The organism is Archaeoglobus sp. UBA230 (genome assembly GCA_002507545.1).
Lineage (GTDB): Archaea > Halobacteriota > Archaeoglobi > Archaeoglobales > Archaeoglobaceae > Archaeoglobus.
Genome location: DAVR01000015.1, coordinates 41,871 through 57,919 on the forward strand (window position 1 = coordinate 41,871; position 16,049 = coordinate 57,919).

Here is a 16,049-nt window from a genome sequence, read left to right on the forward strand (position 1 = left end):
TAGTAAAATTTATTAGTTTATGGTTTTGACTTCGTGACATGAACATCGAAACAGTAATTATTGCTGTTGCGGGCATTTTTGCTGTTGCATCATCCATCGGTGTTCTACTGACAAGAGATAACTTCTACGCAGCACTGTACATGTCGGTAACGATGATTTTCGTTGCAGCGATTTACGCGGTGTTCAATCTGCAGCCAGTGGTCGTTATAATTGCGCTGATATTCGTCGGAGCAGTTGGTATCGTCACAATTGCAATCGCTGCAACATACAGGGCAAGACCTTCGAGGCAGGTGAGTCTGGCTTGGACAGCTCCAGTTGTGATCGTTTTCGGTATTCTGGCTTATGCTTACTATAAATTCGCCACACAAGACCTTGAGATTACTGGCCAAGGGGTATTTCCCGCGGTAGCGAGCGATTACTTCTTTGTTGTTGTTTTCCTCTTTTCGCTCGTTGTTTTGATGATGCTTTCCGCTATAAAGCTTGCACGGAGGGTTGACCTGTGATAGATGTGGATGTATCCCAACTTACTGTAATTTTAACGGTTTCAGGAGCAATTCTTCTGGTGGCATATCTAACAGCGATATCCGCAAAAGACCTCATCAGACTGCTTATAAGCCTCGAATTGATGTTTGCCGCAGTTTTTCTCGCCATATTGCCACTGTTCACGATTAGTCCAGCGACCGGGTATGCGTTGGTGATTATAACCGCTTTCACGAGCAGCACCGAGCTTCTGGTATTGGTTACGGCAATAATACTCCTTGACAGGAGGAAGAGAGGAATGGATGTTGAGAAAGTGGCGGTAGGAGGGGATAGCCTATGATTTCCGAATACTCTCTCGTGGTATCACTCCTGATTCCTCTAATTGCCACATTTGTTCTGCCTGCATTAAAGCCAAGGGTGGCGACATGGATTTCTGCTCTCTCCTTCCTCATTCCAATGGTTGTCATACTCGCTCTGCTTTTGACCCTTCAGGAATTCGAAGTTCCCATTTTGGCTCTAAACGCTCCAATAGGTGACTTTTATCTTCTTTCAGACCCAATAAGCAACGCCTTCGGCTTCACAGTCTGTCTTGTCTCTGCGATGGTTGCCCTCTATTCCCTGCCATACATGAAGCACAGATTTGAGGAGATGGTTGAGGCTGGAGAAATTAAGGACATTACATGGGAGTTCAGAAAATACTGGTTCCTATACAACCTCTACGCCGTTTCGATGCTCTGGCTTGTTTACGCTGGCAACTTGATACTGCTTTACATATTCCTCGAAATCTCACTGCTTGCATCCTTCCTGCTTATCTACATGTACGGTTACGGTAACAGACAGTGGGTGGGAATTCTTTACTTCGTGTGGACTCACATAGCAGGTGTTTTGGCTTTACTTGGATTCCTCATGGTGGGATTCAGCAATCAGACGTTGGCTCTTCACAGTCTGTCAACGATAGGCTTTCTACCATGGCTCCTAATCTTCCTTGGAATGGTCGTCAAGCTTCCGGGACTTGGACCACATATCTGGTTGCCGTGGGCGCATGCTGAAGCACCAACACCCGTCAGCGCCCTCCTAAGTCCACTAACTGTCGGTCTTGCCGGATACGTTCTTTTGAGAGTTTATCTCGTAGACCCATCATTCATTGTTGAATACAGAGACGTAATAATTGCCTACGCCATAATCTCAAGCGTTTACGCTGGCTTCTCGGTCTTCAAACAGAAAGATTACAAGAGATTGCTCGCCTATTCAACCGTCTCGCAGATGGGCTACGTTTTAATTGCCATCTGTTTGGGAAGCTATGGTCTCATAGGAGTGGTAATCCAGTATATGAGTCACGCTTTTGGCAAGTCCATTCTTTTCATGACGGCTGGTGCGATAATCGCAACCTTCCATGGCCTCAGAGATGTGGCGAAGATGGGGGGAATGCATGAATACGTCCCCACCATTGCAAACGCAGCCCTCATTGGCTTCATGACACTGAGCGGAATTCTTACGATAGGGATGTTTGGCGAATTCTACATTCTTGCAGGTTTAACCAAGGTTTATGGTTTCAATCTCACTGTAATCCTTGCGGTTGTTTTGGTTTTCATAATATCAGGTCTTTACAGCTTCTACACAATGAAAATCATCTACTATGGGCAGCCAGCGGGCTACGAAAAGCCACGGTTCAGCAAACTTCTCGACTTTCCACTTTACGTAATAGCCTTCTTCAGCGTTGCCTTCATTTTCCCCCCGCTATCAACAGCACTGCTTAGCGGAATGAAGATTCTTCTCGGAATCGGAGGTGGAATGCCATGACAGAGGGAATGATTGAAGAACTCCCAATGATGGGCGAGCTTCTCGCCTTGTTGTTCTTCTCACCAATTATAGCGAGCTTTCCAATTGCCATAGCGTGGGGAATTGACCCAAGACCTGAGTGGGCAAGAAAGCTGCCAGTGCTTTCAGTTTTTGGCTTGTTTGTCTCGCTTTGTGTAGCACTCTACATTCTCTTTAACGTCGGCGAACTCTCACCTGAGGCTGAGCCGATAAAATACACGGTTTACTGGCTTCCAGATTTCAACATAAATTTCGTCTTCATCTTTGACTATCTCAGCAAGCTGATGGGCGCTTTGACTGCTGTGATAGCCTTTCTGATCGGTGTTTATGGTCTTGAATACATGAGGGATGACTACAGACTTGGCTGGTACTGGTTCTTCTTCAACCTCTTTACGGCATCAATGCTCCTTGTCGTTTACAGTGACAATCTGCTTATGCTTTTAATCGGCTGGGAGGGTCTTGGAATCGCCTCGTGGGGATTGATAGGCCACTGGTTCAGGGATGATGACGAGCTTAGTTATGTAGGAGTTCTGAAGAGGAAGGTTGCTGGCTTAAACATGTTCTGGTCACCCAGCACGGGTGGATGGAGAGCCATTTCGACAATTAGAATCGGAGACATGCCAATGTTCTTTGCTCTCGGTGCGCTGTTTGCTTTGACTGGTAATTTGAACATAAGTGAAATTCCATGGGCAGGACTCGAAGAAAAGATAGGGGTTGTAGGCATTGTAGTCCTCATGGCGGCTTTTCTGATGGGCCCATTCACAAAGTCCGCCCAGCTCCCCTTCAGCGAGTGGTTGATGACGGCCATGACCGGTCCTACAACTGTCAGCGCACTGCTTCATTCAGCGACGATGGTTGCTGCAGGAACCTATGTCTTCATGAGACTTAGCTGGTACATTCAGCCGTGGGAGCTTCATCTGGAGGGTTATGAATACGTTTACATCCTTGTATTGTTCCTTGGCTTGATTTCGTCACTCTATGCAGCCCTTGTTGCAACGAGCACGCGTGAGAGGAAGGTTTTGCTTGCAGCCTCAACGATGTCGAGCCTTGGTTTGATGTTCGCCTCCGCAGCAGCGAGCTACTGGATAGGTAAATTTGCAGTCCTCGTTGCCTTCTGGTATCTCATCACCCACGCATTTGCAAAGGCAACACTCTTCCTTGTTGCCGGTCACCTCATCCACGAAACACACGACAGATTTCTTTGCGGTGATATGGAAGTGGCGAGAAAGCTGAAATGGGCTTTCGTTGCAACTGTGATTGCAACAATCTTCCTGTCAGGAATTCCACCTTTCACAGCCTACTGGGTTAAATCAGGAATGGATGGTGTGATGCACCACCTTGAGCATGAGTTTGGGCTGCTGCCCCTTGCACTGCTGGTAACTATTTCAGCAATCTACTCTGGATTCCTCGGAAAGTTCCTGAGCATGAACTTCTTCAAGGGCAAAAAGGTTCATCTGCATCTCCATGGTGGGGGGATAATGAGCACGGCCTACGTGTTGATGGTTTCAATGCTTATCGTAATTCTTGGCCTTTATCTAACCTCACACGAAGAACCTTTCGTTGAGTTCTTCCACGAGGGGCTTTTACCATCCTCCTTTGCTGTTGGTCTAATTGTGCTCGTTGCATACTCGATAGGTCTCTTCAAACCTCAGCTGGAATCTCCGATTGGACAGTTCTTCAGTGACAGAATGTATGTGATGTTCCTAAACGACTACATCGTTCCTAAAATCGGCTGGGCAGTTGCAAAGGTCGTTGACTACGGTAACATGCTGATAGACTTCACCTGTCATCAGGCGATACCACAGATGTTCGAGGTGTATTCAGCCGGAATCAGGTTTGTTCAGAATGGTAGCCTTGAGAGGTATTTGAGGATAGTAATAGGCTTTGTGATGCTGATAGTGGTGGTAGCAGTTGCAGCGGGGTGGATAGTATGATGCTGGAAATTCTCGTTTCGCTGATTGTTTTAACGATCGCAGCAGCTTTAAGCTACAAAGATTACAGACTTTCCTTCATACTCAGCCTTGCCGCGATTATCCCTGTAGCGGCTTCAGGCAATGCAATCTACTCGGCACTGATTTTTGGCGTGGCTCTGCTGAATGCATTCTCACTCTTAGTGATAAGGGGGAATCATATAGCGGGTGTTGATTATGCAATGATTGCGATAATGTGTATCGCAACTCTGTATGCATTCATCGCTACCGATTTGGCAGTGATGCTCACACTGTTCGTTGTTGTTTCAGTTCCGACCTATCTGCTGATAATGGTCAGTGACAGGGAGATGAAGGTTGATGTGGGCATAAAGTATGTAACTTTCATGGTTATCGCCACAGTCCTGTTCATGATTGGAGCGGTTCTGCTGTATTCAGTGGGTGTAAACTCAATGATCTACTCGATTGCATTCCTGATGCTGATCGTCGGCCTGAGCATGGAGGTCGGAATAGCTCCTGTGCATGAGTGGGTGCCAGACGTTTTCTCCTCTGCAGACCCAATTCCCGTTTCAATTGTTGCATCGCTTGCCAAATTCGTCCCCTTCATAATTGCATACAAGATAATTGTCGCAACAGCAACACCTGCAATCGGGCCTTTGATACTGGTTGTAGGTTTGATAGCTGCAGCATCAATGTTTGTTGGAAACATAGGTGCACTGACAACCAACGATCCGAGCAGAATTCTTGCCTACTCTACTGTTGCAAATATGGGTTATATACTTGCAACCTTTGCAGCGATTACAGCAGGAAAAGAGTACATTTACTTTGCCATCGCTGGAGGCATTCTTCAGTTGTTCGTGAACTCTTTCGGAAAGATAGGCTTCTTTACAAGCATAAAGAACGGTGGAACTTCGCCAATCACAGCCTATCTTTTGACCTTTTCCTTTATCGGTCTCCCACCGCTGATGGGCTTCTGGAGCAAGCTGTTCATCATCTACTCGTTGGTATTCTCAAGCTACATCTGGCTCGCCGTAATCCTCGTGCTTAACTCGGCAATCTCTGTTCCTTATTACGTCAGACTCGCAAGGTTGCTTGGCACCGGCTGGAAGTTCTCGCTTGCAAATGCAGTGGTGCTATTCGCATCACTGGCAATGCTGATAACACTGATTCCTCCAACATGGTTTGTGGATGTGATGTCAATGATGAGGGGGGTGTGAAAAATGGCGCTGATCGAAAATACTCTGATAGTGGTAATACTTGTCGCAGTTGCACTGATTACGGACATTGCAGTCCTGATACTGGCGAAGATACTGCCGAGATACCGCCCGACGGATGTAAAGATTTCCCGTTTTGAAGCTGGTAACCCACCACTCGGACCTCAGAAGTGGACTTTGCCGATGCAGTACATCGGTTTCATGATCATGTTCATGGCCTTTGAGCCGATTCTCGTCCTCCTGCTGCTATTTTCAGCAACTCCAAACCTCGATGTTTTTGCATTGACAATCATCGCCTTCCTTTTGATCCTTCCTGCATTGTATGTGGCGTATAACTACTCACTGGAAATTGCCAAGCTGAGAGGTGGTATAAATGGATGAATTTATTGACTTCGTAAGAGGAGGGCCACTTGGCCCGATAAAGAAGTGGGGGACGAGATGGAGTTTATGGCCTGTTCATCTCGTTACTGCATGCTGTGGTGCTGAACTCGCCCACGCTTTTGCATGTGGTTACGATGGTGAGCGTATTGGAGCACTCAACTACGGTATCGCAAGGCAGACAAACCTTATCATCGTTGAAGGAGCCATTACAAGGAAAATGGCGAGGGTTTTAAGAATCACATGGGAGCAGATGCCTGATCCAAAGTTTGTGATTGTGATGGGAGCATGTGGTCTGCAGGGAGGCCTCTTCTGGAATGGCTATCATATGGTAAAGCCCTCCGATGTTGTGCCTGTTGATTTCTTCATACCCGGCTGTCCCCCAACACCTGAAGCCTTGCTGAGGGGAATAAGGCAACTTCAGGATAAGATCATAACGGGAGAGGCAAAAACATCTGCAACCTTCCCTGAGATACCACTTGAACCGGGAAGGAAGCCAAGAGTGCTTCCAAAATCCCCAAAAAAGGTTTCAAAGGCTCCGGCAGTCTTGGTGAACGTTCCGAAGCAGGTGGAATGGGACTTCGGAGAGAAGCTTGTGGAAGAGCTTAGGGCTAAGATTGAGGCTAAGTCTGTCACCATCACTGGCAAAAACAGGATAGCGGTGAAGGTTGAGAGGGATTACATACCGAAGGCTGCACTTAAGCTCAGAGATATGGGATTTGATCATGTAAAGAACGTAAATGTTGTGGATGTACCCAACGAGGATAAGTTCATAGTTGAATACCACTTCTCAAGCTACAGTGTGAAGGAGCTGATGCCAGTCATAGTTAATATCTTTGCCGACGTTCCGAGAGATGAGCCGAGGGTCAAGAGCCTTGCAAAGATGTTTCCGAGTGCTGATTACTTGGAGAGGGAAATGCACGACTTCTTTGGTGTTGTGTTCGAAGGAAACCCGTGGACAGGCAGAAAGTTCTTACTTGCTCCTGATACTCCTGAATATCCGCTCAGGAAGGACTTCAAGCTTGAAGAGGAGGTTTACGTGAGGTGATAATATGGAAGAGTATACGCTTGACATTCCGGTAGAGCCTCCAAAGGAGCTAAGGTCTCTGTTTATCCCGATACCTCCAGCTTATGTTGAGGACGTCTACAAAAGCGATGACTTCCTAATTCTTGTTGGCCCCCAGCATCCGGGAAGCGGACACATGAGGCTAATCGTGAGGGTTAAGGGAGACATTATTCAAGAAGTAATTCCCGATCCGGGTTACGTTCACAGGTCAATAGAGAAACTCGCCGAGAATAGACTGTATATCCAGAACATACCTCTTGTTGAAAGACCCGCTATAATGGATGCGGCTAACTTCAATCTTGGCTATATCAGAGTGATAGAAGAAGCTCTCGACATAGAGGTTCCTGAGAGGGCAAAATACATCAGAACCATGCTTGCAGAGCTGTGCAGGGTTGGAACGCACCTATATGATGCTGCAATCCTTGCAGTCTTTCTCGGACATACAACCGGATTCATGTATCCCTTCGGAATCAGAGAGCTAATCTGCGAGGCTCTTGTAAGAGTTACGGGTGCAAGATTTACGTCTTCCTTCATAATTCCTGGTGGTGTAAGGAGAGATGTTGACAATTCAACGCTTAAATGGATTTACGACATGACCTTGGCAATGGAGAGGAGGCTGAAGTCCTTTGAGAGGATATTCATCAAGAACCCCACAGTTATAGCAAGGCTGAAGGATGTTGGAGTCCTTACAAAAGAAGAGGCGATAAAGTACGGCGTTGTGGGGCCTTTCCTGAGAGCGAGTGGTGTTGAGTATGACGTCAGAAAGATCGAACCCTACGAGGTTTACGATGAACTGACGTGGGATATACCGGTCTCGGATGCAGGAGATGGCTACCACAGATTTCTCGTCAGAGTTAATGAGGTTGCACAGAGTCTCAGCATTGTTAGGCAGTGCATCAAGCAGATGCCTGAAGGTAGGGTTATAAGCGAGCAGATAGCTGAGAATGGAGAGGACATAAGAGGTTCTTTCTACGACAGCCTTTATGATTTAGTTCTTCCTGCGGGAGAGTACACAACACTCACAGAAGGAGCAAGGGGGACGATAATTTACAGCATAATAAGCGATGGCGAGTCCAATGTGCCATATAGGGTTAGAATAGTCACTCCGGGATGGCTTTACCTGAGAGGCTTCATGGAGTCCATGAAGGGTGAAAGACTGGCAGATTTGCAGGCGATTTACGGTAGCTTTGGATACTTCCCGCCTGAAGCGGATAGGTGAGGTGATAAGATGATTGACATTTTCCAGATACTGAATTACTTCTTTGAAATCTTCTCATCGGACATGATGGACATCCCGCTGATAGCACCGATAGTAGATTATCTGATGCAGATTCCCTTGCTGAACATTCTTGTGGCTCTAATACTCTGGAAACCCTTCTTTGCCGTTGTGATAATGCCGGGTTTGGGTGTGCTTACACTCTACCTGCTTTACATCGTCTGGTATGAAAGAAAGCTCACCGCAAGGATTCAATGGAGAGTCGGTCCGCTTGAAGTAGCGAGGCCGATCAGAGGAGCCATTCAGGCTTTGGCGGATGGTATCAGATACTTCTTCCAGGAGGCGATTGTTCACAGGGAAGCTCACCGCCCCTACTATGTCCAGCTTCCGATACTTGCTTTCATTCCTGTGCTGTTGCCAATACTCTTCATTCCTGCTGGCAGTGCTGTTGGGATATACACACCCTATTCAATCCAGCTAATTGTTACCTTCATTGCTCTGATCCCCATTACAATCGTTGCCATTGGATGGGCAGCCAACAGCAGATTTGCCTACATAGGTTCAGTTAGAGAGGCTTTCATGTATTTTGCCTACGAAGTTCCCTTCATTATTGCTGTGATTTCGATGATATTCCTATACGGCAGTGGTGATGCTTACATAGCTGTTGAGAAACAGAGCACGATTCCGGGAGTTCTGCTGAACCCGATTGCTTTCGTAGTCTATATCATCGCTATGTTAATGGCTACCTCCCGTTTGCCCTTTGAGATTCCCGAAGCTGATCAGGAGATAGCCTTTGGGCCTTTCGTTGAGTATTCGGGGATTCTCTTTGGGCTTGTCATGGTTCTTGCGTACGAGAAGTTATACATAATGACATTACTGTTCACGATACTGTTTCTCGGAGGTTGGAGTGGGATTTACTGTCCACTTCTCGGCGACCTCAACGGACCATTATGGCTCTTCATCAAATCAGTCGTTGTGATCTCGATACTTGTAATCGTTAGGTCAATCTACGCCAGATACAGGCTCGATCAGGCTCTGAGAATAGGCTGGACTTCAATGCTCGCCCTTTCGATTGTCGCCCTGATTATTGGAGGGGCTGTAGGAGTGTGGTTATCATGATCAGGCTGGAGAAAGTTAAGACTGATCCGGTAGAAACTCTCAAAAGGCATGCTGAAGCCTTCGGTGAGGCTGTAAGGCAGGCGATCAAGCCCGACAGAATCACGGTTGAGTATCCGAGAGAGAGGAGAAAGTATCCTGAATGCTTCAGAGGATTCATCGTCTTTGACAAGGAAAAGTGCATAAGCTGCTTCCGCTGTGCCCAGATTTGCCCTGCCAATGCAATTCAGATGGAATACTTTGAAAATGCCTATCCGGGGATAGATTATGCGAAGTGTATTTTCTGTCATTTCTGCGTGGATAGCTGTCCAACCGGAGCTTTGAACACGAGCAAGGTTCATGATATTGCCTTCAAGGCAATGGAGGAGATGAGGCTGAGCGCCAAGCATATAGCTAAGCTTCCTGAAATTGTCAGGGAGGAGATTCAGACGGTAGAGTATTACGTTGACAGAAACACTTGGAAGCTGGTAAGAAAGAAAGAGATGGATAAGCTGGAGGTTGCACCAAAACCCGTCGTTGTCAAGCCAAGAAAGGCTGCATGTGCCGATCCAGAGAACTGTCTTGGCTGCAGGCTGTGTGTAAACGTCTGTCCGCAGAATGCAATAAAGGTTGAGAGGTGTGAGATAACTATAGAAGAAGAGGTTACGGGCACCGGATGTATTTTGGAAGTTCAGACAGAGCTGTGCACGGGATGCGGATTATGCGTGAGGCAGTGCCCGATGCAGATACTGACGCTTGAAGAGGTGGGAGAATGATCGCGAGGGAGTGGCAGTTTCCATTGCCTGAGAAAAAGCACAAGAAAAAGTATTTTGGTAATTTGAAGGCTGAGGTAATTGACACAGGTTTATGCTGCCACTGCGCTGCCTGTGCATCAATATGCCCTGTTGATGGCATAACAGCCGGAGACGTCCCCATTGACTTTCCGAACTGGATAAAGGAGTGTGTTGACTGTGGAGCTTGCATTAAGGTATGCCCGAGATGGGAATACACTCCGCTAAGTGGGCTTGGCGAGTACAAAGAAATTGTGGCAGCAAGGTCAAAGAGGTTTGTCGGGCAGGATGGAGCAATGGTTACTGAGTTCACAGCTTCAGCCCTTGAAATGGGTGTGATAGAGAGAGCGATTTTTGTTGCGAGAGATTCCAACTGGAGAACAAAGATCGTCACTATAAAATCGGCAGAGCAACTTTACGACCGCAAGATAACAGGGACGAAGTACTGCTATGCTGATGTTTTGCCCGCTCTGAAAGAAGCGGTGCTTAAATCTGAGGCTGTTGGATTTGTCGGTACTCCCTGCATGGTATCTGCTGTGAGAAAAATGCAAAAGGCCTTCAAGAAGTTTGAAAGAGTTAAACTTGCAATCGGTCTGTTCTGCACCGAAAACTTCTATCATCACGATCTATACAACTTCTTGCTGGAGAAGGCGAACGCTGATTTGAGGAATGCCGTTAAGACTGACATAAAAAAGGGCAAGTTTATTGTGGAAATGAAGGATGGAAGCAAGGTGAGAATTCCCGTCAAAGATTTTGAGGAAATAATACCTTCAGGCTGCAAAGTCTGTCAGGATTTTGCAGCAGTGGAGAGTGACGTCAGCGTAGGAAGTGTTGGCAGTGCCAACCGCTTTTCCACGGTGATGGTCAGAACAGATGTAGCCAAGGAGATTCTTGACTACATCAGGGAGAAGGACTATGCTGAATTCAGAGAACCAAAGCTCGAAATAGTGCAGAAGCTATGTGACCACAAAATAAAGATTCACCCATGGCCTCCGAAGAAGGAGGAAGAGAAGGGAGAGGAGAAGGGAGAGGAAGGGGAAGGGCAGAGTTAGCGCAATCTATCCATAATTACTTTAAATGCCTTTTTTTCCTTCTCTCCCCCACATTTCTCAGCGATTTCTCTGTAATAAAGGATTTTTTCAAGCAACTCTTTTCTCATCTTCTCATCCTTCAGAATGACGTGTCTTGTTGCGTGAACCAAAGCCTCAATCACAGCATTGAATCCTCTATTGACTGTCCTGATTTCTCTCCTCAGAATCTCTCCATCGAGAAGCTCAAGGTTAGCATAAGCTCCTTTCAGCATGGCTCTGAATTTGCACCATCCCGCAGAGTTTCTCAATACTGGTGGATTGAGACTCTCGAAAAAGCTCTCTCCAAGATCGTCAAAGGATGCGATGGCGAAGATTTCAGCGTCCCATACAACGTTTGCATACATAATCCCCTCTCTTTTTACATTCTCTCTCGTATGTGACCTGTAGAGTCTTGCCTTTGCCGATGTCGAACTGCTGTCTTCAACCATAACTCCGATCGGTGCAGTGTTCCAGGTTCCGTCAGCATTTCTGGTTATTGCGATTATCTCGTTTATTCCCTCAACGAATCCGAAATCTGCAAGTCTCAAATTCTCCACCCCTCTGAAATTGCGAGGTAAATTGACGAAGCGGTAAGGTCGGCTATCGTTCCGGGGTTTGCATCGTCCCTTATGAGCCTTTCGTCAAGTTCTCTGAGTTTTTCCAGATTACCATTCGCACTTTTTGCCCACTCCACAACTTTCAGTGCGTAGTCTCTTCCCTTCTTTGCCATGATAAGTGGATCAGGATACTTGGAAAGAAGATCATGGTACAGTGCAGTGATGGTTGCGTTCACATCCATTTTCGAGTTTAGAATAAAATCTGCTCCGTAAAGGCTGATTTTATAACCTTCAACAAGCTCTTTGGCTATCAGGTTCTCTTCAGGAGCCATTTTCATCCACTCGTAGAGGTTTATTTTTTTCTCTCTTATATCCTTCTCGGTCTTCTCGTTCTGAAGATTCAGCTTCTCAGCCCTTACAACCCTCGCACCACACATTTTGAAAGCCTCAAGAACCCTCAGACTATCCTCATATCCTGTATTTTTAAGCATTCCAACCGCTTTTTCTGCAATCCTCCTCATTCCAGCCCCTCTCCAAGATGCGATCAGAGGAATGAGAAGTAGGAATGCCCCAAAATGAACGTTTTCAGCTTTATGCCACCTCATGCTCTCCTTAACCGCTAAAAATACACCTTCACCGATTTTACCCTTTTCAGCAACCATCAGAAAAGCTGGAAAAGCTCCTACCGAGGAGGCAATAAAGTGCTCGTATTTCAAATCTTCAAGGTCATGCTCCCTATCCACATTCCCCGCTTTGGGGTTGCCGGAAACCTCAAGCAACAGAGAAAGACTCGCAGCAATGGCTGCATCAACGGGGCTTTTGAACATGTTCTGATTTTCTTGTCAATCAATAAAAATTCTTTCTGCCTGCCAATCCTGTGCAATTAAAGATTGAAATGGGAAATTTAATTTACTTCTCGACAACTAACTCCATGAGACTTCACGAGTATCAGGCGAAGCAGATTTTCTCAAAGCATGGTATAAAGGTTGCAAGGGGAGAACTTGCGACTACCATTGATGATGTAAGGAGGATTGCAGAAGACCTCGGTGGGAAAGTTGTGCTGAAATCGCAGATTCTTGTTGGAGGCAGAGGGAAGGCAGGTGGAATAAAGAGGGTTTATAGTGTTGAAGAGGCTGTTGAAAAAGCCAAGAATATGTTCGGTTCTGTAATCAAAGGCCATGTGGTTGATAAGATTTATGTTGAGGAGATGGTTGACATTAGGCAAGAAATGTATGCCGGTTTGACCATAGATAGAGCCAATAAGGGTATTGCAGCCATTTTGAGCTCCGTTGGTGGAATGGACATTGAAGAGATCGCCGTTAAGTATCCTGAAAAGATAGCGAGAGTTACAGTAAACCCGAAGTGGGGTCTATGGGATTATCAGATAAGGGAGCTTTTGATAAAGTCCGAAATGCCAAGGGAATACTGGAGGGAAGTTACTTCAATCCTGAAAACCCTGTATAGAATAATGGTTCACTACGAGGCGGAGCTTGTTGAGATAAATCCACTCGTTGCAACTCCTGACGGGCTCGTCGCGGCAGATGCAAGACTGAACATTGACGATAGTGCTCTGTTCAGACACAAGGAGCTTGAAGAGCTTAGAGATTACACAGAAGCTGATCAGATGGAGAGAGTAGCAATGGAGAAGGGTTTGAACTACGTAAAGCTCGATGGAAGTGTTGGAGTACTTGCAAACGGAGCTGGAATGGCAATGGCAACCATGGATTTGATTTACCTCTACGGTGGGAAGCCGGCAAACTTCCTCGACATTGGGGGTGGAGCCTCAGAAGAGGTAGTTAGAGAAGCTATGAATGTGATTTTGAGTGACAGAAACGTTAAGGTGGTCTTCATCAACATATTTGGGGGAATAACGAGGTGTGATGAAGTTGCTAAGGGCTTGGTTGAGGCACTGAGCGATGTTAAGATTCCCGTGGTTGTGAGACTTGCAGGCACAAACGAGGAAGAGGGGAGGAAAATTATGGAGGAATTTGCAAAAGACAGACCCAACTTCCACATCGTCGAGACGATGGAGGAGGGAGCAGAGAAGGCGGTTAGTCTGGGGTGATAAAATGGCGATAATCGTTGATGAAAACACAAGAGTTATTGTGCAGGGAATAACTGGATATCAGGGAAAATTCCATACGGAGAGGATGCTCAAATATGGAACAAGAATTGTTGCAGGCGTCACTCCGGGGAAGGGTGGTACGGAGGTTCTCAGTGTGCCAGTTTTCGACAGTGTTAAGGAGGCTGTAAAGGAAACGGATGCGAACGCTTCTGTTATCTTCGTTCCCGCTCCATTTGCTGCTGATGCAGTGATGGAGGCTGTAGATGCAGGGTTGGGTGTTATAGTCTGCATAACCGAGGGCATTCCTGTTCATGATGAGCTGAAGGTATACTGGAGGGTTAAGGAGGCTGGAGCAACGCTCATCGGTCCAAACTGTCCGGGAATAATCAGTCCGGGAAAGTCGCATCTCGGCATCATGCCGGTGCAGATATTCAAACCCGGAAATGTGGGAATCGTTTCGAGGAGCGGAACTCTGACCTATCAGATAGCCTACAATCTCACGAAGCTTGGTGTAGGGCAGTCAACAGTGATTGGTATTGGGGGGGATAGAATCATTGGCACAGACTTTGTTGAGATACTCAGACTGTTTGAAGATGATGACGAAACCAAGGCTGTGGTTATGGTTGGCGAGATTGGCGGGAGAGATGAGGAGATAGCTGCAGAGTTTATCAGGGAGATGTCAAAGCCTGTAGTTGGCTATGTTGCCGGTTTAACAGCTCCTCCTGGCAAAAGGATGGGACATGCCGGGGCGATTATAGAGGGTGGTGTTGGCACAGCACGATCAAAGATTAAAGCTCTCGAATCTGCAGGGGCAAGGGTTGGGAAAACGCCGATGGAGGTGGCGGAGATAGTGGCTGAAATTCTATGAGGCTCGACCTTCTGGTCGTTAAAAGGGGCTTTTTCACATCGAGAAGCAGGGCGAAGGAAGCAATCAGGCGGGGCTTTGTAGTGGTAAATGGGTCTGTAATTACAAAACCATCAGCGGAAGTAGATTTCAATGCGGAAATAGAGGTTCTCGAACCTGAGAGGCCGAGGGGATACTGGAAGCTCAGGGAGATTGACGAAAAATTCAATCTCTTTTCTGGCAATGAAGTTGTTTTGGATATTGGAAGTTCAGCCGGAGGGTTTTTGCTCTATGCCAGTGAGAGGGCGAGGGAGGTTTACGGCATTGAGTATAGCAGGGAGTTTGAGGAGCAATTGAGGGAAATTGAAAGGCAAAAGCCAAACGTGAAGGTGTTCATTGCAGATGCCTTCACGTTCGACATCTCTGTTCTTCCAGAGCTTGACCTAATCCTTCACGACCTCACCCTTCCCTTTTCATCATCCATAATTGCCCTAAGAAGGTTTATGCCGAAACTGAAAAAAGGTGGAAAGGTTTTGTTTGTTCACAAGGTTGGAGATAAGGAAGAAGCAGATTTCAGGGGAGAATTTGAAGTTTCTGGCTGCATTATTTCTCAGAACAGGAAAGAGATTTACTACCTTCTCTCTAATGATTATAATTACCATTATTGAAGACATTATTATTGATTAATAACAAAAAATTTAAATACAATGGTTTCGTCAAAAATTATTGTTAGATAGAAGTTTAGGAGGTGTGAAGTATGAAGTATGTGGTAGTTGGTATGGCTCTGGCACTGATAATAATAATGGCTCCAGCGATGGCTGCGAATAACTATCAGATGGAGGGTAATGACTTTGCTGCAGCGATGCTGAGGAATACGATTTCAAATCTTGAACTCGGCAATAAATTCCTTGATGTGCTGAATGCAGCGAATGACTCTGCAACTGTGCAAGGTTTGGGATGGTATGTGTTCCAGAACCTCTGGGGTATTGCATATGGAGGCTTGGTGATTGCCGGGTGGAACAACCAGATTACAGCAACAGTTCTTGATGCGATCGCGAACAACAACACAGACTTAACGTATGTGGGTCTTGCCTTCAGCTACCTCGGCAGCAACGCCTCAACAGTCTTCGGCAATCCAAACGGCGATTACGGCCTTGCAATGCTCTTCAAGAACCAGACTCAGGTTCTGGCCGACGCAAACTACACCTATCAGGCTGGTGAAACAATACTGCAGGCATATGCAAGAGCACTTGCAGAGACGATGGTGCATGATGTTGTTGCACTGATAAAGCTGACGAAGGCAATACCAGCGGCCTTCACATAAACTAATTTTTTGATTTTTTGCTTTGCTTTTATTCTTTTTAGCTAAATTTTAGACATTGTTTACGGCAATGTATAGTCCTGAAGTTTTTGACCTTATAAACCCTACTCATCCCCCCAACACCTCATCGAAAAGCTTTGAAGCAACACCCACCCTCACCTCTACCGGCAACCTGCTCCAGAAGGCATCTTCAGGAGTCTGGAGAT

17 protein-coding genes are annotated in these 16,049 nt (G+C 46.4%); 15 read left to right on the plus strand and 2 right to left on the minus strand.

Features of this window, described 5'->3' with window-relative positions:
* Window positions 1-38: 38 nt before the first annotated feature.
* The 11 genes from BP688_RS03755 to BP688_RS03805 are packed head-to-tail and all read left to right on the plus strand — an operon-like array spanning window position 39 to window position 11,038.
* Entirely contained in the window at window positions 39-503 is a 465-nt protein-coding gene (locus BP688_RS03755) for a hypothetical protein (protein ID WP_290595606.1), read from the plus strand.
* A complete protein-coding gene (locus BP688_RS03760; RefSeq protein ID WP_290595605.1) occupies window positions 500-820 on the plus strand; it encodes a F420H(2):quinone oxidoreductase in 321 nt (106 codons plus the stop codon). Before BP688_RS03755 ends, BP688_RS03760 begins: the two co-directional genes overlap by 4 nt.
* The gene (locus tag BP688_RS03765) at window positions 817-2,280 is read left to right on the plus strand and encodes a complex I subunit 5 family protein (RefSeq protein WP_290595603.1); all 1,464 of its coding nucleotides are present in this window, start codon (window positions 817-819) and stop codon (window positions 2,278-2,280) included. The genes BP688_RS03760 and BP688_RS03765 overlap by 4 nt, the downstream gene beginning before the upstream one ends.
* The gene (locus tag BP688_RS03770; RefSeq protein ID WP_290623235.1) at window positions 2,277-4,232 is read left to right on the plus strand and encodes an NADH-quinone oxidoreductase subunit 5 family protein; all 1,956 of its coding nucleotides are present in this window, start codon (window positions 2,277-2,279) and stop codon (window positions 4,230-4,232) included. Before BP688_RS03765 ends, BP688_RS03770 begins: the two co-directional genes overlap by 4 nt.
* Window positions 4,229-5,443 carry an NADH-quinone oxidoreductase subunit N gene (locus BP688_RS03775; protein ID WP_290595599.1) on the plus strand — a complete coding sequence of 405 codons (1,215 nt, stop codon included), beginning with the start codon at window positions 4,229-4,231 and terminating at the stop codon, window positions 5,441-5,443. Before BP688_RS03770 ends, BP688_RS03775 begins: the two co-directional genes overlap by 4 nt.
* Window positions 5,444-5,446: 3 nt before the next feature.
* Window positions 5,447-5,821, plus strand: a complete 375-nt coding sequence (ndhC, locus tag BP688_RS03780; protein ID WP_290595596.1) for an NADH-quinone oxidoreductase subunit A — start codon at window positions 5,447-5,449, stop codon at window positions 5,819-5,821.
* Complete coding sequence (gene nuoB / locus BP688_RS03785; RefSeq protein WP_290595594.1) at window positions 5,814-6,866, plus strand: NADH-quinone oxidoreductase subunit NuoB; 1,053 nt, start codon at window positions 5,814-5,816, stop codon at window positions 6,864-6,866. The genes ndhC and nuoB overlap by 8 nt, the downstream gene beginning before the upstream one ends.
* 4 nt (window positions 6,867-6,870) lie before the next feature.
* Complete coding sequence (locus BP688_RS03790; protein WP_290595592.1) at window positions 6,871-8,103, plus strand: NADH-quinone oxidoreductase subunit D; 1,233 nt, start codon at window positions 6,871-6,873, stop codon at window positions 8,101-8,103.
* A gap of 9 nt (window positions 8,104-8,112) precedes the next feature.
* Window positions 8,113-9,219 carry an NADH-quinone oxidoreductase subunit NuoH gene (nuoH, locus tag BP688_RS03795; protein WP_290595590.1) on the plus strand — a complete coding sequence of 369 codons (1,107 nt, stop codon included), beginning with the start codon at window positions 8,113-8,115 and terminating at the stop codon, window positions 9,217-9,219.
* On the plus strand, window positions 9,216-9,971 hold the full coding sequence (locus tag BP688_RS03800; protein WP_290595589.1) for a 4Fe-4S binding protein: 756 nt from the start codon (window positions 9,216-9,218) through the stop codon (window positions 9,969-9,971). Before nuoH ends, BP688_RS03800 begins: the two co-directional genes overlap by 4 nt.
* Window positions 9,968-11,038, plus strand: a complete 1,071-nt coding sequence (locus BP688_RS03805) for a Coenzyme F420 hydrogenase/dehydrogenase, beta subunit C-terminal domain (RefSeq protein ID WP_290595588.1) — start codon at window positions 9,968-9,970, stop codon at window positions 11,036-11,038. Before BP688_RS03800 ends, BP688_RS03805 begins: the two co-directional genes overlap by 4 nt.
* Here BP688_RS03805 and BP688_RS03810 read toward each other — a convergent pair.
* Both BP688_RS03810 and BP688_RS03815 read right to left on the minus strand, forming a co-directional pair.
* Window positions 11,035-11,613 carry a DUF447 domain-containing protein gene (locus BP688_RS03810; RefSeq protein WP_290624512.1) on the minus strand — a complete coding sequence of 193 codons (579 nt, stop codon included), beginning with the start codon at window positions 11,611-11,613 and terminating at the stop codon, window positions 11,035-11,037. The two genes, BP688_RS03805 and BP688_RS03810, sit on opposite strands and share 4 nt — an antisense overlap.
* Window positions 11,601-12,440: a triphosphoribosyl-dephospho-CoA synthase gene (locus tag BP688_RS03815; protein ID WP_290595585.1), complete on the minus strand. Its 840-nt coding sequence runs from the start codon at window positions 12,438-12,440 to the stop codon at window positions 11,601-11,603. Before BP688_RS03815 ends, BP688_RS03810 begins: the two co-directional genes overlap by 13 nt.
* A 104-nt stretch (window positions 12,441-12,544) precedes the next feature.
* Between BP688_RS03815 and sucC the strand changes: the two genes are divergently transcribed.
* From sucC to BP688_RS03835, 4 genes are all read left to right on the plus strand, one after another.
* Window positions 12,545-13,678 carry an ADP-forming succinate--CoA ligase subunit beta gene (gene sucC / locus BP688_RS03820; RefSeq protein ID WP_290623233.1) on the plus strand — a complete coding sequence of 378 codons (1,134 nt, stop codon included), beginning with the start codon at window positions 12,545-12,547 and terminating at the stop codon, window positions 13,676-13,678.
* 4 nt (window positions 13,679-13,682) lie between these two features.
* Entirely contained in the window at window positions 13,683-14,546 is an 864-nt protein-coding gene (gene sucD / locus BP688_RS03825; RefSeq protein ID WP_290623231.1) for a succinate--CoA ligase subunit alpha, read from the plus strand.
* Window positions 14,543-15,190: an SAM-dependent methyltransferase gene (locus BP688_RS03830; RefSeq protein ID WP_290595579.1), complete on the plus strand. Its 648-nt coding sequence runs from the start codon at window positions 14,543-14,545 to the stop codon at window positions 15,188-15,190. Before sucD ends, BP688_RS03830 begins: the two co-directional genes overlap by 4 nt.
* Window positions 15,191-15,279: 89 nt before the next feature.
* Window positions 15,280-15,846, plus strand: a complete 567-nt coding sequence (locus BP688_RS03835; RefSeq protein WP_290595577.1) for a hypothetical protein — start codon at window positions 15,280-15,282, stop codon at window positions 15,844-15,846.
* Window positions 15,847-16,049 lie beyond the last annotated feature (203 nt).

Coding starts and splice junctions, on each gene's coding strand:
- sucD (WP_290623231.1), top strand. CDS start 13,683: ATGGCGATAATCGTTGATGAAAACACAAGAGTTATTGTGCAGGGAATA.
- BP688_RS03830 (WP_290595579.1), top strand. CDS start 14,543: ATGAGGCTCGACCTTCTGGTCGTTAAAAGGGGCTTTTTCACATCGAGA.
- BP688_RS03800 (WP_290595589.1), top strand. CDS start 9,216: ATGATCAGGCTGGAGAAAGTTAAGACTGATCCGGTAGAAACTCTCAAA.
- nuoB (WP_290595594.1), top strand. CDS start 5,814: ATGGATGAATTTATTGACTTCGTAAGAGGAGGGCCACTTGGCCCGATA.
- BP688_RS03770 (WP_290623235.1), top strand. CDS start 2,277: ATGACAGAGGGAATGATTGAAGAACTCCCAATGATGGGCGAGCTTCTC.
- BP688_RS03835 (WP_290595577.1), top strand. CDS start 15,280: ATGAAGTATGTGGTAGTTGGTATGGCTCTGGCACTGATAATAATAATG.
- ndhC (WP_290595596.1), top strand. CDS start 5,447: ATGGCGCTGATCGAAAATACTCTGATAGTGGTAATACTTGTCGCAGTT.
- sucC (WP_290623233.1), top strand. CDS start 12,545: ATGAGACTTCACGAGTATCAGGCGAAGCAGATTTTCTCAAAGCATGGT.
- nuoH (WP_290595590.1), top strand. CDS start 8,113: ATGATTGACATTTTCCAGATACTGAATTACTTCTTTGAAATCTTCTCA.
- BP688_RS03805 (WP_290595588.1), top strand. CDS start 9,968: ATGATCGCGAGGGAGTGGCAGTTTCCATTGCCTGAGAAAAAGCACAAG.
- BP688_RS03815 (WP_290595585.1), bottom strand. CDS start 12,440: ATGTTCAAAAGCCCCGTTGATGCAGCCATTGCTGCGAGTCTTTCTCTG.
- BP688_RS03775 (WP_290595599.1), top strand. CDS start 4,229: ATGATGCTGGAAATTCTCGTTTCGCTGATTGTTTTAACGATCGCAGCA.
- BP688_RS03765 (WP_290595603.1), top strand. CDS start 817: ATGATTTCCGAATACTCTCTCGTGGTATCACTCCTGATTCCTCTAATT.
- BP688_RS03790 (WP_290595592.1), top strand. CDS start 6,871: ATGGAAGAGTATACGCTTGACATTCCGGTAGAGCCTCCAAAGGAGCTA.
- BP688_RS03755 (WP_290595606.1), top strand. CDS start 39: ATGAACATCGAAACAGTAATTATTGCTGTTGCGGGCATTTTTGCTGTT.